Below are 15,103 nucleotides of genomic sequence, written 5' to 3' on the forward strand. Positions count from 1 at the left end.
GGCTGGTCTGGAGCCTGCTGTTGTTCGCTCCTCTAGACGACGCGCTCTTCGTCCCGGTGCTGTTCGCGGGATCGTTCGGTCCGGCCATCGCTGCGCTCGTTCTTATCGTGGCGCGCGAGGGGGGGCGCGGGCTGGCCGACTTCCTCCTCCGTTTCGTGCGGGTCGACGGGGCGTTACTACGCTGGCTTCCGTTCATCCTGCTGGTGTTTCCCGCGCTCCTCGTCACGGGCCTTTGGGTCCACGCAGCGCTGGGCGGTGATCCGGCGAAAGCGAGCGACTATCTCGGCGGTTTCGCCACATTATCGGGCGGCGCGGGACTGCTCGGGCTGATGCTGATTGGCGGACCACTGAGCGAAGAACCCGGCTGGCGTGGATACGCACTCGACGGGCTAATTGCGAAAGGCAGTGCTGTTCGCGCCAGCGTTATGCTCGGGCTCGTATGGGCCGCGTGGCACTTTCCCCTCTTCCTCGTCGAAGGCACTTCGCAGCACGCCAAGGGCATGAGCTTCGCAACCCTGTCGTGGATCGTCCAAATCCTGTCCCTTTCGCTCGTCATGACGCTGGTCCACCGGCGCACCGGCGGCAGTATCCTGGCCGCGATCCTGCTGCACCTGATGGCGAACATGGCCTACCCGCTCGGCCTCGACGTGCAAGGCGAGCTGGTGTTTAGCGCTCTACGGATCGCGCTCGCGCTTGGCGTCGTGACAATGCTGGCCCGCCCGCGCGACGCTCGACCGCAGACGCACGCGTAACGCGGCGCTCAAGGCCTATGCGCCCTATTCGGGCTTTTCGGTCGGCTGCGCGATCGAGAGCGTGGATGGCGAGGTCGTCACCGGCGCCAACATGGAAAACGCCTGCTATCGCCTCGGCCTGTGCGCCGAGCAGAGCGCGCTCACCACCGCCCAGCACGCTTTCGGATTGGACAGGGTCGCGCGCATCGCGGTCGCAGGCGGCGACGGGTCGGGCGGAGCGCTCAAGGGCGGCGCGCCCGTCACCCCGTGCGGCGGCTGTCGGCAGGCGATCCTCGAGGCCGCGCATCTGTCGAACCGCGACATCGAGATCCTCGCCTCCAACGGCGACGGCACCGCGCTAGAGCGGCTGAAAATTTCCGAATTCATCCCCAACGGCTTCGGCCCCGCAAACCTCAAGGACGCGGAATAATCGCAACGTCCGGAAGGGGGTGGAAAGCGGACATTGGTGGTTTCATTGTTTCATGCCTTACGAGCGCCCCAATGCTCCTTTATCAAGATCGAGCTACCAGTTGCCGACCACGGACTATTTGGCCTTAGGGCCCTCTCTTCCTCACATCGCTGCTTATAGCCTGAAGCCGGATCGTATTGGTCCGGTCCATGAGGAAGATATCCCATGACCGAAGGTACCGTTAAATTTTTCAACGCCCAGAAGGGCTTTGGCTTCATCACCCCCGATAATGGCGGTGGCGACGCATTCGTCCACATCACTGCCGTGGAAGCTGCCGGCCTTGGTGTGCTGAACGAGGGGCAGCGTATCGGCTACGAGCTTCAGGACGATAACAAGGGCAAGCAGAGCGCTTGCAATCTCGTCGCGCTCTAAGCGTCGATTGACGATTAAACGAAAAGGGCCTGCCGGTGACGGAAGGCCCTTTTTTTCATGCGATGGCCAGTTGCCAATGTTTGCTCTAAGGTGAGGGTGCTATCGGTCGCTCGTGGTCACGCGCCCTCAGGGTGCGACCGGCCCATTGGTCTCTTCTAGCATCATGCAATCGAGGAGATTGATTATGTCCATTCAAACCGACTTCTTTCTGGAACGCGCTGCTCATGAAGCGACGCGAGCAAAAGCGGAAAGCCTTGCGAACGTGCGCAATGGGCATTTGCGGGCGGAGGCCGCGTGGCTGCAATTGGCTGAGCGATCGGCGCGCGGCGATGAACTTCGGGCGAAGGATGCTCAGCGCAAGGCCGACCTTGCCGTTGAGCAGGCACGGCAAGCTGCCGACGCCATGCCAGGCGGACGCGACTAAGCTTTTTTCGGCTCAGTCTCGTCCACGGCGCCGTCGATTGGCTTGGCAAATTGGGAATGGCGTTTCGCAATTCTGCGATAAATTGCACGGAGGTATGATGAACTCGCTGCCCGGGAGCGATCGGTGGCCTCACGTTCGAGTTTATCGTGATCTATTTCTCTAGTCATCGCGAGCTCACGCGCACATTGGCGTCGTACGCACCAAATTCGATCAGTTTGCGATAGTGGCGCGCCGTCTCCAAGTAGAGCCATTTGAGATCTGGGTTCTGGGTGGTGCGCGACAGGACGCGACAACGTCTCTCACGCGCTTTGAAAATGTCGATGTCGGCCATGTTACTCATCCTGGCAATCAAGCGTCGATGCTTAGTCCTCGACGGTCACAGGATGCTTGGGTGACAAATTTCGTGTGATGGGCTCTTGTAGCAGATATTCCGAGCATTGACCAAAGAGGCATGCCGCATCGGGTCATTAAGAGCAAAGGATGTGGTCGAAACCGTCGTCCAGCTTAAGCTCTGACTATTCTCTAGGGACGCTGGGCGCCCACCTTCACAGTCGACCTGACTCCAATCAAGTGCGCAAGCTCACGAGGCCGTTCGCTTGGCAGGATTGTCGACAGTTGATTGAGCAGCCTTCTATTATACCGAGCGGCCAATGCCCGATGAATGTTTGCGACTACTGGGTTTGTTGCCCTCTCAGCCAATCGACGGTGTTCGATGGACCGCTTTCGAAGTCTCAAAAGTTGCTCGTGAGGGATAACGCTTCCTCGCTATTCGACGGGAGCGCGACGGTCGTCTCTCAGTCGTAGATTGGCCGACTGCAGGACCTACGATATTCAACTCATAAGCCTTTTTGGAGCTCTTGTCATTGTCGGCTTTTGGGTCGATCGCGGCATGGTCGGTTTCGGGGTGGAAAGCGGACACGACACCATCTCCGTATGCTTATTGCTTCGCTACAACCAGGGTCATTTTCGACGACTTTCTGCAATGGCGTCGCTCAAATTGTCATACGTGTAGGGCCCCACCCGATATCGCGTGACAACAATGCGTTCGATGCCTTTAGGGAGCGCTGTGCGGGCTTCAGGCACAATTGTGCCACCTTCATTTTCCCACGCGTTGACTCGCTTCTTTTGCTCGCTCGATTTTTGAATAGACTTCACGCTGAAGCAGCTTCTTTTTCGATAGCGCCAAGGCTTGGCCAACCGCGTTCAACTAGTCCTTTCGCGTGCCGCCAAGCGGCAATGCGGCCAGCATAGAGGTCGACGAGATCGAGATACAATTCTCGGTCGCTGTGTGAACGAGCCACTTGCGCATTCAACTTCGCAAGCTGGTGATTATAGAGAAGGCGATTTACATCCATCTCGTGGACCTTTCTGGAGGAAGCAGCGACCCGTCCGGCAAGGCCATGCCGCCGAACGGTTCGCTACTGAAGCCGGGCTCTTGGCCGCGAAAGTTTAGTGACCGCGACTCTGGTCGTTGCCTGGCTGGCTCATCTGCAGGTTCACCGCTTGGCGTTTGCCGCCGTCGACCGTCTTGGTTTCATAACCGAAACGCTGGTCGACGCGGGGTTCCTTGTCGGACTGCTTGAGGTCGGCCTTGGCGAACATCAGCGCATCGCCGCCCTTTTCGGGGGTAATCGTGCCGGTGCCCTTGGTAGCGTCATAGGAGGCGATCTTGCCATAATTGGTCATAACATGCGTCTTTCTTTTCGGCGCGTGCGGCCGAAATCGACCGCCTATGCGCGGGCTAAGAAAACGAAAAAGAAAGAGAGGAGAGCAATAAAGCCGCTCTCAGGACGTTCGATCGCGCTTGGTAGCTTAACTTATAAATAGTCACTATTTGCAATTATTCAATGGTGAATCCGAAACGATTTCACTCCACTGGTCTCATTTTTATCGCTTTATTTTGTGATTAGGCGCAAGACGATGTGGGACATCCTGTTCCGTTAGGAATACATCATGGTGAAGCGTCGCAACAAAAGGGGGCGCGAGGCGCGCAAACCTAAGACCGACAAGGGACCGAAGACCAATGCCAGTCAGCCCAGCCAGAAGCCCGGGATAATCCCTGGCCTCGAAAACATGCGAAACAAATAAGACAGCCAAAGGGCGGCAGAAATACCCCCCATCGGCATAAGGACTGAAGACCTCGTAAGGCCGGCCGTCAGTTTTTTTTTGAACCCAACGAAATCGCTCGCTTTCGTCCGCAATTGGGTCGTTAATGGACATTGCGCCTAGCGCTTGCGGACGAACTCCGCGCGCAGGACGAGGCCCTTGATGCCGTCGAACTTGCAGTCGATTTCCTGCGCATCGCCGGTCAGCCGGATGGACTTGATCAGCGTGCCGCGCTTGAGCGTCTGCCCCGCGCCCTTGACGTCGAGATCCTTGATCAGCGTAACCTGGTCGCCATCGGCAAGAAGGTTTCCCACCGCATCGCGCACCTCGACCTGGTCCGCGGACGCACGTTCCGCCTGCTTTTCGGCGAGTTCGGACGCTGGCATCCAGTCGCCCGAGACCTCGTCATAGACCCATTCTTCCTCGCTCACTTGAGCTTGATCTCGCGAAGGCGCTGCTGGAGGAATTCGTCCGCCGTGATCGGCGGCATCTTGGGCTCTTCGCCCTCGGGCACGCAGCCGGGCAGCGCCTCGATCAGGAAGTCGCTGCGGAAGTGCAGGAAGAAGGGCATCGAGTAGCGCGACGACGAGGCGCGCTCGGGCGCCGGGTTGATCACGCGGTGCTGGGTCGAGGGCAGATAGCCGTTGGTCAGCCGGTCGAGCATATCGCCGATATTGATCGCCAGTTCGCCCGGCCCGGGCTTCACGTCCATCCAGCCGCCATCCTTGGTCAGCAGCTGGAGGCCCGCCTCTTCCGCGCCCAGCAGCAACGTGATCGCGTTGATGTCGCCATGCGCGCCCGCGCGGATATGCTCGCCCGGCTGCGCGGGGATCGGCGGGTAATGCAGCATGCGCATCACCGAGTTGCCGTCGCGGATCGCGTCGTCGAAAAATTCCTCGTCGATGCCGAGGAAGCGCGCGACCGCACGCAGCAGCTTGGCGCCGGCCTTGTCGAATTCGGCGTAGAGCGCCTTGAAGGTCTCCTCGAATTCGGCGACTTCCTTGGGCCAGACATTGTCGCCCATGTGGTCGCGAAAGCGATGGCCTTCGGGCAGGTCGCGCCCGACATGGTAGAATTCCTTCAGATCGTAGGCCTTGTGGCCCTTGGCGGTCTCGACCCCGAACGGCGTATAGCCGCGCGCGCCGCCCCCGCCCTCGATGTGATAGCGACGCTTGACGTCCTCGGGCAGCGCGAAGAAGGCCGCGGCCTTTTCGTAGGCGCGGTCGATGAGTTCCTGCGGGACGCCGTGGTCCTTCACGATGGCAAAGCCGTAATTGACGAAGCTGTTGCCGAGGTCCTGGGCGAGCTTGTCCGGATTGCTCTCGGCATCGGCAAGCGAAACGGTGGCGACCTTGTCGCTGGTAATCACATCGGTGCTCATGGAGCGCGCTCTAGCGCCCCATTCCCTTCCAAGCAATTGATTGTCGTCAAACGATAATCAGCCGATCAGCAGAGCGCCCTCGAGTTTCTTCAAGCGGCGGGCGAGCCAGCCATGCGCGAACGCTTCCTCGATCGCCACGACATCACCGAACCGCTCGAGCGCATCCACCAGGAATGCGGCCATCTGCATCCCGTCATAGCCTTTCCGACACTTGAACAGTACGACCAGCTGCGGCGAGACCGAAAATGAGCGCATGCGATGCGCGACGCGCACGCGCTCGAGCCCGGCAACGTCGCCGATCCACTCCAGAATTTCCTCGCGCAGCTCGGGATCGATGGCGCGAAAGTCGCACTTGCCGTCAAGTCGAGCGCTTTCGTCCTGCGCATCCGCCGCACGCTGAGCGGCGAGATCGACCTTCGCCCCTACGCGCTCCGACCCGGCCTCGTCGCCGAGCCGCTCGAGCAGGTCGAGTGCCATCGCGAGCGCGTTTGGCCCCATTTCGTGGTCGAGCTCGGCAGCATGTTCGAACAGGACGACGGCCGCGCGGTCGTCCGTCGCGGCTAACGCCAGCCCCGCTTCCATGCACACGATCGGATCGTCGGGGAACCGCGTCACCACGCCGGAATAGGCTTGGGCCCGCGCCTCGTCGCCGCGGATCTCGCCAGTCAATTCGGCAAGGCGCCGATGCTGCGTTTTCGACAATGCGTCCACGCCTTTCGCCTCGAGCGCCTCCATCTCGTCAAGCAGCGCCTCGCGAATGTCCTTCTGTGCCAGCCAGTTCTCGCCGCACCGCTCGCGCCAGCGCGCGTCGAACTCCGCCTCCAACCGGACCAGCGCTGCCGGAGCGATGAGGTCGCGTGCGCCGCTCCGCTCGTAAGGCGGCGGAGGGGTAGCGGGCTCGCCGAGCGCCGCAAGGCGCTGCGTCAGGGTCGGATGCGTGTCGTCGAGTCCCGGGTGCTCGGCGAGCGAGGCCTCGAGCGCCTTGCGCGCAACGTCCTCGCAGGCCGTGTCGCCCGGCTCGAGGAAATGGCGTGCCGACAGCGACGAGGCGCTTTCGGGCATGGGCTCTCCGAGCGGCGCTCCATTCCATACTTCTGCCCAGCGGAACCCGGCGCGCGCGCCCTGCATGTCGAGCCGCTTGAGGGCATTGGCGACTTCGCTCGGCCCGACCAACCGCGCCGCGACCGCGTCCGCCTCATATTCCTGACGCCGCGCAAGCGTGAAGCTGTAGGCGGCGAACCACGGCGAATACCAGTTGAAGAACTTGCGCAGGCCGGCCGCGACGATCCCGTCCGGCAGTTCCTGCGACAGGCGGAACCAGCGCATCCGTACCCGGTAGACGAAGCTCGCGCTGCGCCCGTGATCGCCGGCGAAATGACCGAATTCGTGCGCGATCACGGCTTGCACCTCGCGTGGCGGAAGTGCGTGAAGCAGGTCGAGGCCCAAGTAGAGGCGGCTGACATTTCCGAACGGCCCGAAGCGCGGCTGCTGCGACACGGCCGCGTTGAGTTCGTCGTTGAGGATGACTTCGTCGAGCCTCGGTCCGCCCGTTTCGCGCTCCAGCGTATCGAGAAAATCGAACAGGCGCGGCGCATCGGCACGCTCGAGCCTGACCCCGTCAACGGGCAATTTCGGCAGGTTGAGTGCCCTGATCACCCCAAAGGCGGCCAGCCCGACGACGATCAGCAGCTTGATCAAGGCTGCACCACCGCGCGACCCGCCGCTCATCAGGGTCATCACGATCGCTATGCCCGTCCCGATCAGCAGGACGAGGATCGCCCCGATGAAGACGTAGCCGAGCAGCCCCGCGGCCAGCACGCGCCTCGCGTGCGAGCGACTTCCGGTTTCGGCCTGCCGCTCCATCCGCTCGACGAGGGGCTGGTAGCGAGGCAGAATCCCAAGCGTTTCGCCCCACGCGCCCGCGCGATCGAGCCTGATAGACGCCATCTCGATACTCACTCCGGTTCGAACTCGCGCGAGTGTCGCCCCGAAACTTTCAAGAAAATGCTAAAAGCTCAGCAGCAGTCCCGCGAGCGCCGCCGACATGAGGTTGGCGAGCGAACCTGCGGCCAGCGCGCGCAGCCCCAGCTTCGCAATCACCGGGCGCTGGTTTGGCGCGAGCCCGCCCGTCACCGCCATCTGAATCGCGATCGAGGAGAAGTTGGCGAAGCCGCACAGCGCGAAGGTGACGATCGCCACCGTGCGCGTCGACAGGCCGTCCATCGCGCCGAGGTCGATGAAGGCGACGAATTCGTTCAGCACCACCTTGGTCCCGAACAGGCCGCCCGCGACCTGCGCCTCGTTCCACGGCACGCCGATCAGCCACATGATCGGCTGGAAGATCAGGCCGACGATCTTCTGGAAGGTGAGGTCTTCCATCCCGAACCAGCCGCCGATCCCGCCGAGGATGCCGTTGGCGAGCGCGACGAGCGCGACGAACGCCAGCACCATCGCCGCCACCGCGACCGCCAGCTTGACGCCGGTCTGCGCGCCCTGGGCCGCAGCCATGATGATGTTTGCCGGTTTTTCCTCGTCGCCATGGTCGGACAGGTCGACTTCCTCGACGTCGCGCACGCCCGGCAGACTGTTGACGTCCTGGCGGTTGTAGGCTGCCGCGGCCGCACCTGCTGGTTCCTTGGCGACCGCCGCGGCGCTGCCTTCCTCAATCGGCACGGACTTGGGATCGGGCATGATGATCTTGGCCATCACGATGCCGCCCGGCGCCGACATGAAGGCGGCCGCGAGCAGGAACTCGATGTCGATCCCCATCGCCGCATAGGCCGCGAGGATCGTCCCCGCGACTCCCGCCATGCCGACGCTCATGATGGTGAACAGCTGGCTCGGCGCAAGGCTTGCGAGATAGGGCTTGATGACTAGCGGGCTTTCCGACTGGCCGACGAAGATGTTGGCCGCCGCGGCCAGGCTCTCGACCTTGGTGATGCCCGTGATCTTCTGGAGGCCGCCGCCGATCCATTTGATGATCAGCTGCATGATGCCGAGATAATAGAGGATCGAGATGAGCGCGGCGAAGAAGACGATTACCGGCAGCGCGGCGATCGCGAAGCTGTTGGCGCCATGTTCGGGGGTCGCGATCGGGCCGAAGATGAAGGCGGTACCCGCGGCGGCATAGCCGAGCAGGTTCGAAACGCCCCCTGCCGCCCATTGCAGCGCGTCCTTGCCCCACGGCACGTAGAGCACCAGCGCCGCGATCGACGCCTGCAGCGCGAACGCCGCGCCGACCACGCGCAGGCGGATCGCCCGGCGGTCGGTGGAAAGCAGGAATGCGAGAAGAAGGATGAGGGCGATGCCCGCAAGGCTCATCAGGATATTCATGCGATTTGCGTCCCCTCCCCGGTGGCGCTTCTTACCAGACCATGCCTTCTGACGCGTTGGCCGCGGCTTCGTCCAGCTTTTTCAACGCTTCCTCCGGACTGGCCGCCAGCATCAGCTGCTTGCGCCGGTCTTCGGAGAGGAAACCCTGCCGCATGACCGTGTCCATGAACCCGTCGAGCCCGTCCCAGAACGCACCGACGTTCAACAGGCAGAACGGCTTGGAATGATAGCCGAGCGCGTTCCAGGTCCACGCCTCGAACAGCTCGTCGAGCGTCCCGATCCCGCCCGGCAGGCAGACGAAGGCGTCGGCCAGTTCGGTCATCTTGGCCTTGCGCTCGTGCATGTCGGCGACCGGATAGAGCTCGGTGCAGCCGGTATGCGCGACCTCGACATCGACCAGCGCCTGCGGGATCACCCCGAACACCTTGCCGCCCTTCTCGAGCATGCGATCGGCAACGATCCCCATGAGCCCGAGCTTGCCGCCCCCGTAGACGAGGTCGATGCCGCGTTCGACCATCAGGTCGGCGAGCCGCACCGCGGCGTCGGCGTAGGCGGGATCGACCCCGGGCTTGGAGCCGCAATAGACGGCCAGCTTGGCAATGCTCATAGCGCGACCAGCTCCTTCATGTTCGCTTCGGGACGCGCGCCGAAATGCGAGATGACCTCGGCCGCCGCCTTCGCGCCCGTCTCTAGGCACTGGCGCACCGGCTTGCCCTTGGCGCGCGCGGCGAGGAAGCCGGCGGCGAACATGTCGCCCGCGCCCGTCGTGTCGACGACCTTCTCGACCGGCGCGGCGGAAATCTCGGTGCGATGTCCGTCCTGGAGCGCCATCGCGCCTTGTGCGCCCTTAGTGATGACCAGCGTCGGCACCTTGCCCGCCATCAGCGCCAGCGCGACGTCGAGATCGTCGTGGCCGGTCAGCTGGCGAAGCTCGTCCTCGTTGGCGAACAGCAGGTCGACGCCCTTGTTGTCGATCATGTCCTGGAACGCGCCGCGGCGCCCGGCGATGCACACGCTTTCAGACAGGGTGAACGCGACCTCGCGGCTCGCCTCGTGCGCGTAGTCGATCGCCTTCATCATCGCCGCGCGCGGCTTCTCGGGGCCGAACAGATAGCCTTCGAGATAGAGGATCGCGCTGTCGCGGATGAGCGCGGGCGAGATCGCGTCGGCGGTCAGCTCGTGGCTCGCGCCGGGCGCGGTATTCATCGTGCGCTGGCCGTCGGGGGTGACGAGGATCAGGCAGCGCCCGGTCGGCGGCCCATCCACCAGCGGCGGCGTGTCGAAATGGACGCCGAGCGCGTGCATGTCATGCTCGAAGATCATGCCCAGCTGGTCCTCGGCCACTTGCCCGATGAAGGCGCTCCTGCCGCCCATCGCGGCTATGCCCGCCATAGAGTTGGCGGCCGACCCGCCCGACATCTCGCGCGCCATGCCCATCGCGTCGTACAGCCGGTCCGCCGCCTCGGGCGTCATCAGCTGCATCGAGCCGCGCGGCAGGCCGTGCGTGTCGAGGAATGCATCGTCGCACGACGCGATCACATCGACGATGGCGTCGCCCATCGCGACGATATCAAAACGGGTCTCGGCCATGGCCCCTGTCGGTCAAACTCACTGGATTGGCTGGATAAAGTCGCGGTGCCCTATCCACTGCTCGCCATGCGGTCAATCAAAAGCCTTGGCTTTTCGTTCCCAATCGCTAGGCCATGCGCATGGCAGAGGACACTTCGCGCGCCATCCCGCGCTCGCTTTTCGCTTTTTCGGTTTTCTATGGCGGCATGGTCTGCATCGCGGGCGTGCTCGCCAACAAGCAGGTCGCGCTCGGCCCGCTCGCGGTCGAAGCCGGCATCTTCGCCTTCCTGATGCTGGTCGTCACCTCGTCGGCGGTGACCGAACTGTTCGGTGCCGCCACCGGTCGTCGCCTCGTCCTCTACGGCTTCGTGCCGCTCGTCATCTCCTCGCTGCTGACGCTCTTCATCCTCCAGCTGCCCGCCGCGGCCGAGATGGATCCCGCGCGCCTGTCGGCCTACGAGCTGATCCTCTCCTCGACCCCGCGCATCTGGATCGGCGGCATCATCGCCTACGGCATTTCGACGATGCTCAACGTGTGGATTTTCGACAAGATGAAGCGCGGGGAAGGCAAGCTCGTGTGGCTGCGCGCCGCGGTCGCCGGCATGATCAGTCAGGCGCTCGACACCCTCATCTTCATCTCGATCGCCTTCTACGGCGTGTTCCCGATCATGGAGCTCATGCTCGGCCAGATGCTCGCCAAGGTGGTGCTGTCCGCGATCGCCTTCCCTCCGCTCATCACGCTGATGGTCGCGCTGGCGAAGAAACTCGACGCACCCGCCGCCTAACGTTCGAGCGTGTAGAGCACGCGCACGGTCACCTGTTCGCCGATTTCCGCGCCCAGCAGCGCGCCGCCACCCCGTTCGGGCACCGGCGGCGGCGGGGGCGGCGGTGCACCGTTCATCACGCGCGAGCCGGTGACGATGATCGCCTCGCCGCTGTGGAACGACTGGCCTTCCTCAATGCTGACCAGCCGCGCGCGCGCAAATCCGCGAAGCTGCGCATATTCGGCCGCCTCGGCATCGGCCCGCTCGAGCGCGCGCTTCCTCGCCACCGCGCGCAGCGACAGACGGTCCTCGAGGTCGAAACTCGGCCCGTTGACCGACGACACGTTGGCCTCGCCCAGCCGGTCGAGCAGCGCGGGAATGTCCGCGTCGAGGGTCGTCTCGAAGCTCATGCTGGCCGAGCCCGTGTAGCCGACGAAGACCGGACGACGCCCGCCATAGTCGTAACGCTGGCCCAGCGAGATGTTGCTGGTGGTGAGGTCGTCCTTCTCGATCCCCGCCGCCTCGAGCGTCGCGACCAGTTCCGACAGGCGCTGCGTCGCCGCGTTGAGCGCCTCGCGCGCGGTCGACTTCTCCTCGCTGATCCCGACCTGGAAGCGCACGATATCGGGTTCGCGCGTCACTTCCTCGGACACCTGGAGCGTCAGGACAGGCGTCTCGCGCGCCTCGGCTAGACTGGCTTCTACCTGCGCGAAGGCGGGTGAAGACACCGCAAGCGCGGCAAGGACGGCAAGGCTGCGGGAAATCATGGCGAACTCCTACTCACGTGAACTGCATGAACCCGCCGAAAATGCGCCGGTTCCGGCACCAACGCGCCGCCCATGCATTGTCGAGGCCATGGATATACGGTTCGAAGAGCGCGGCGATCGCGGCCGCTGGTACGCCAATGTCGAGGGCAGCGAGCGCGAAGCCGAGATGACCTATTCGCGCTCGGGCGAGAACACGATCATGATCGATCATACCTTCGTCCCCGACGAGGCGCGCGGTCACGGCGTCGGTGCCGAACTCGCCGAAAATGCCATCGCCCATGCGCGCCGGGAAGGATGGAAGGTCATTCCGGTCTGCCCGTTCGTCAAGGCGCTCGCGGACAGTCACGAGGCGTGGAGCGACGTGATCGCCGACTAGGTTGTTGCGCCCCCGCAAGCGTGATGCGCATCCGCAACGTGCGCGAAAAATTGACATCGGTGTCAGCGGATTTCCTAGGCCCGTCAGCCACTTTGGTCCCGCGCGGCCTTGTCTTTGCCACATTTCCCTTTAAAGGGCCCCGCGTGGTCGCCAGTTAGCGATCGGGTGGGTGGGAATTTTCTCACAGTCGAGCAGCGTGATGGCAGGCCGCCACGGCCCTGTCATGGCCTTGTCTCAAACCCCCGATAGCTGGCCCGGTGCCTGAATGAGAGCGGGTTACCTTTCACCAATTGGGGTTTACAGTGAAGAAAATCATCCTTCTGGCTTCGACGGCCGTCATCATGCCGTCCGCCGCCTTCGCCCAGTCGACCGGTTCGGTCGACTTCGAAGAAACCATCGTCGTCACCGGCGCGCGTTCGCAGGACGTCGACGGTTTCAAGATTCCCGACACCACCAAGCCGAAGCAGGTCCTCGAGCAGGAAGTCCTCGCCCGTCAGCAGCCGGGCCAGACCCCGCTCGACGCCGCGAACCTCGTCCCGGGCGTCAGCTTCACCTCGAACGACGCCTATGGCGGTTCGGGTGGTGAAGTCATCATCCGCGGCTTCTCGGACAGCCGCGTCTCGGTGACCTTCGACGGTATCCCGACCAACGACAGCGGCAACTACGAGGTGTACACCTCGCAGCAGCTCGACGGCGAACTGATCGAGCAGGTCAACGTCAACCTCGGCACCACCGACGTCGACAGCCCGACCGCCTCGGCCGTCGGCGGCACCGTCAACTACCGTTCGCGCGATCCGTTCAAGGAATTCTCGCTGCGCACCGTCCAGTCGGTCGGCGAGGACAACTTCTACCGCGGTTTCGTGGTCGTCGATTCGGGCGAGTTCACCTCGTTCGGCACCCGCGCCTACGCGGCGGCTTCGATGACCAACTACGACAACCCGTACAACAATTACGGCAAGGTCGATCGCGAGCAGTACAACGCCAAGATCTTCCAGCCGATCGGCATGAACGGCGATTTCGTTTCGGTGTCGGGTAACTACAACTCGATCCGCAACAACTTCTTCGGTTCGGTCGGCCTGCGTTACGATCGTGACGTCACGGGCGGTTTCCCGAAGACCCGCGACGAGCGCGAGTACGACATTAACTATCCGTGCCTCACCGACTTCGCCGAAGCCGGCGTTGCCGACAAGTCGAACAGCTGCGGCACCGAGTTCGATCGTCGTTACAACCCGGCCGACACCGGCAACATCCGTGGCGCCATGCGCTTCACCCTGGCGGAAGGCCTCGTCCTCACGGTCGACCCGTCCTACCAGTTCGTGAAGGCCAATGGCGGCGGCACGCGTCGCGCCTACGAGTATCTCAACTCGGACGGTCTCACCGGCAGCTTCGACGAAACCGCCTACTTCGGCGTCGACCTCAACGGTGACGGCGACACGCTCGACGAAGTCAACCTGCTGACCCCGTCGCAGACCCGCACCAACCGCTACGCGGTCATCTCGGGCCTGCGCTACGACGTCAACGACTTCCACACCGTGCGCGTCAGCTTCACCTACGACCATGCCGACCACCGCCAGACCGGCGAATTCGGCACGCTCGAGGCGAACGGCGAGCCGACCAACGTCTTCCCGGTCGACCTCGGCGGCGGCCTGACCGACGTCTATGGCAACGCGCTGCGCAAGCGCGACCGCCAGAGCTACTCGGTCCTCACCCAGATCGCGGCGGAATGGCGCGGCGAGTTCGGCGACCTGACGGTCAACGTCGGCGCCCGCGCTCCCTTCTTCAAGCGCGATCTCGAGAACTACTGCTTCGCGGAATCGGCCAGCGGTGACGTTGACTGCTTCTCGGGCGACACGGCTCTCGAGGCGGAATATGCCGCCCTCAACCCGGACACGCAGGGCCCGCAGCGTCGCGTCCTGAAGTATGACGACATCCTGCCGAACGTCGGTGCGGTCTACGACTTCACCAACAATCTGTCGGGCTTCGTCAGCTACGCGCGTTCGATCTCGGTTCCGAGCACGGACAGCCTCTACTCGGCCTTCTACTTCCCGGCCGACACCGCGGAAGCCAAGCCGGATCCGGAAATCACCGACACGTTCGACCTCGGCATGCGTTACCGCTCGTCGAAGGTGCAGGCGCAGCTCGCGGGCTGGTACACCAAGTTCTCGAACCGCTTCGCCGTGTCGTACGATCCGGAGCTGGACGAGCGTATCTTCCGTAACCTCGGCCGCGTCGACAAGTGGGGCGTCGATGCCTCGGTCGCCTACGCGCCGATCAAGGAGCTGACCTTCTACGCCTTCGGTTCGCTGTACGAATCGGAGATCAAGGACGACGTGCAGACCGGTGAGGACAAGCTCGGCAACCCGATCTTCGCCCCGACCGCGGGCAAGACCGAGGGTGGCGCGCCGACCCACATGGTCGGTGGTTCGGTCGTCACCAAGTTCGGTGACTGGCAGGCCGGCATCACCGGCAAGCGCACGGGTGGTCGTTACCTCTACGACACCAACGAGCCGTACCCCGGCCGTCACCCGGCGAAGACCCAGGCCTACACCACGGTCGACGCCCACGTGCGTTACAACCTCGACAACGTCGTCGACGGCATGAAGGACAGCTTCCTTCAGCTGAACGTCGTCAACATGTTCGACAAGCTGTACGTCGGCAGCTTCGGCGCGCGTCTGTCGCCGGCCGACAGTTCGCCGTTCGCACAGATCGGTACCCCGCGTACCGTCTCGCTGACGCTGAGCATGGGTATCTAACCCACAGGTCACAGACCAACAGGAAGGGCGTCGCGCGAGAGCGCGGCGCCCTTTCCTT

The 15,103-nt window shown here is 63.4% G+C and carries 16 protein-coding genes and 1 pseudogene; 7 read left to right on the forward strand and 10 right to left on the reverse strand.

Translation table 11 applies throughout. From position 1 onward, the window contains the following. Positions 1-20 precede the first annotated feature (20 nt). The 4 genes and pseudogenes from NNY25_RS09010 to NNY25_RS09025 all read left to right on the forward strand — a co-directional run bounded on the left by NNY25_RS09010 (position 21) and on the right by NNY25_RS09025 (position 1,996). Positions 21-752, forward strand: a complete 732-nt coding sequence (locus tag NNY25_RS09010; protein WP_265571025.1) for a CPBP family intramembrane glutamic endopeptidase — start codon at positions 21-23, stop codon at positions 750-752. A gap of 49 nt (positions 753-801) precedes the next feature. Beyond that, positions 802-1,161: pseudogene (locus NNY25_RS09015) on the forward strand (cytidine deaminase family protein); the annotation flags it as partial. A 204-nt stretch (positions 1,162-1,365) separates the two neighbouring features. Continuing rightward, positions 1,366-1,572: a cold-shock protein gene (locus NNY25_RS09020; RefSeq protein WP_265571026.1), complete on the forward strand. Its 207-nt coding sequence runs from the start codon at positions 1,366-1,368 to the stop codon at positions 1,570-1,572. Positions 1,573-1,756: 184 nt separating this feature from the next. Next, positions 1,757-1,996 (forward strand): hypothetical protein, encoded by a 240-nt coding sequence (locus NNY25_RS09025; RefSeq protein ID WP_265571027.1) that lies wholly within the window; start codon positions 1,757-1,759, stop codon positions 1,994-1,996. Positions 1,997-2,159: 163 nt separating this feature from the next. On the opposite strand, the gene NNY25_RS09030 is transcribed toward NNY25_RS09025, so the two are convergent. From NNY25_RS09030 to NNY25_RS09070, 9 genes are all read right to left on the reverse strand, one after another. Then, positions 2,160-2,327 carry a hypothetical protein gene (locus NNY25_RS09030; RefSeq protein ID WP_265571028.1) on the reverse strand — a complete coding sequence of 56 codons (168 nt, stop codon included), beginning with the start codon at positions 2,325-2,327 and terminating at the stop codon, positions 2,160-2,162. A 629-nt stretch (positions 2,328-2,956) separates the two neighbouring features. Then, complete coding sequence (locus tag NNY25_RS09035) at positions 2,957-3,193, reverse strand: hypothetical protein (RefSeq protein ID WP_265571029.1); 237 nt, start codon at positions 3,191-3,193, stop codon at positions 2,957-2,959. A gap of 252 nt (positions 3,194-3,445) precedes the next feature. Then, complete coding sequence (locus tag NNY25_RS09040; protein ID WP_265571030.1) at positions 3,446-3,682, reverse strand: cold-shock protein; 237 nt, start codon at positions 3,680-3,682, stop codon at positions 3,446-3,448. 539 nt (positions 3,683-4,221) lie between these two features. Continuing rightward, positions 4,222-4,488, reverse strand: a complete 267-nt coding sequence (locus NNY25_RS09045; protein ID WP_265571522.1) for an alkylphosphonate utilization protein — start codon at positions 4,486-4,488, stop codon at positions 4,222-4,224. 41 nt (positions 4,489-4,529) lie between these two features. Then, positions 4,530-5,483, reverse strand: coding sequence for an isopenicillin N synthase family dioxygenase (locus tag NNY25_RS09050; protein ID WP_265571031.1), 954 nt, complete (start codon positions 5,481-5,483; stop codon positions 4,530-4,532). A gap of 57 nt (positions 5,484-5,540) precedes the next feature. Continuing rightward, the gene (locus NNY25_RS09055) at positions 5,541-7,430 is read right to left on the reverse strand and encodes a M48 family metallopeptidase (protein WP_265571032.1); all 1,890 of its coding nucleotides are present in this window, start codon (positions 7,428-7,430) and stop codon (positions 5,541-5,543) included. 60 nt (positions 7,431-7,490) lie between these two features. After that, positions 7,491-8,816: a NupC/NupG family nucleoside CNT transporter gene (locus NNY25_RS09060; protein WP_265571033.1), complete on the reverse strand. Its 1,326-nt coding sequence runs from the start codon at positions 8,814-8,816 to the stop codon at positions 7,491-7,493. A 31-nt stretch (positions 8,817-8,847) separates the two neighbouring features. Further along, positions 8,848-9,417, reverse strand: coding sequence for an LOG family protein (locus tag NNY25_RS09065; RefSeq protein ID WP_420854356.1), 570 nt, complete (start codon positions 9,415-9,417; stop codon positions 8,848-8,850). A gap of 2 nt (positions 9,418-9,419) precedes the next feature. Further along, positions 9,420-10,406 (reverse strand): adenosine kinase, encoded by a 987-nt coding sequence (locus tag NNY25_RS09070; RefSeq protein WP_265571035.1) that lies wholly within the window; start codon positions 10,404-10,406, stop codon positions 9,420-9,422. 119 nt (positions 10,407-10,525) lie between these two features. On the opposite strand from NNY25_RS09070, the gene NNY25_RS09075 reads away from it, so the two are divergent. Beyond that, positions 10,526-11,170: a queuosine precursor transporter gene (locus NNY25_RS09075; protein WP_265571036.1), complete on the forward strand. Its 645-nt coding sequence runs from the start codon at positions 10,526-10,528 to the stop codon at positions 11,168-11,170. Here the strand turns inward: NNY25_RS09075 and NNY25_RS09080 are convergent. Next, positions 11,167-11,916: an SIMPL domain-containing protein gene (locus NNY25_RS09080; RefSeq protein WP_265571037.1), complete on the reverse strand. Its 750-nt coding sequence runs from the start codon at positions 11,914-11,916 to the stop codon at positions 11,167-11,169. The two genes, NNY25_RS09075 and NNY25_RS09080, sit on opposite strands and share 4 nt — an antisense overlap. 88 nt (positions 11,917-12,004) lie before the next feature. On the opposite strand from NNY25_RS09080, the gene NNY25_RS09085 reads away from it, so the two are divergent. Then, on the forward strand, positions 12,005-12,292 hold the full coding sequence (locus NNY25_RS09085) for a GNAT family N-acetyltransferase (protein WP_265571038.1): 288 nt from the start codon (positions 12,005-12,007) through the stop codon (positions 12,290-12,292). A 302-nt stretch (positions 12,293-12,594) separates the two neighbouring features. Next, positions 12,595-15,045 carry a TonB-dependent receptor gene (locus tag NNY25_RS09090; RefSeq protein ID WP_338112487.1) on the forward strand — a complete coding sequence of 817 codons (2,451 nt, stop codon included), beginning with the start codon at positions 12,595-12,597 and terminating at the stop codon, positions 15,043-15,045. The last annotated feature ends 58 nt before the right edge of the window (positions 15,046-15,103 follow it).

Origin of the sequence: Sphingomicrobium nitratireducens, from assembly GCF_026157035.1 — a bacterium.
GTDB lineage: Bacteria > Pseudomonadota > Alphaproteobacteria > Sphingomonadales > Sphingomonadaceae > Sphingomicrobium > Sphingomicrobium nitratireducens.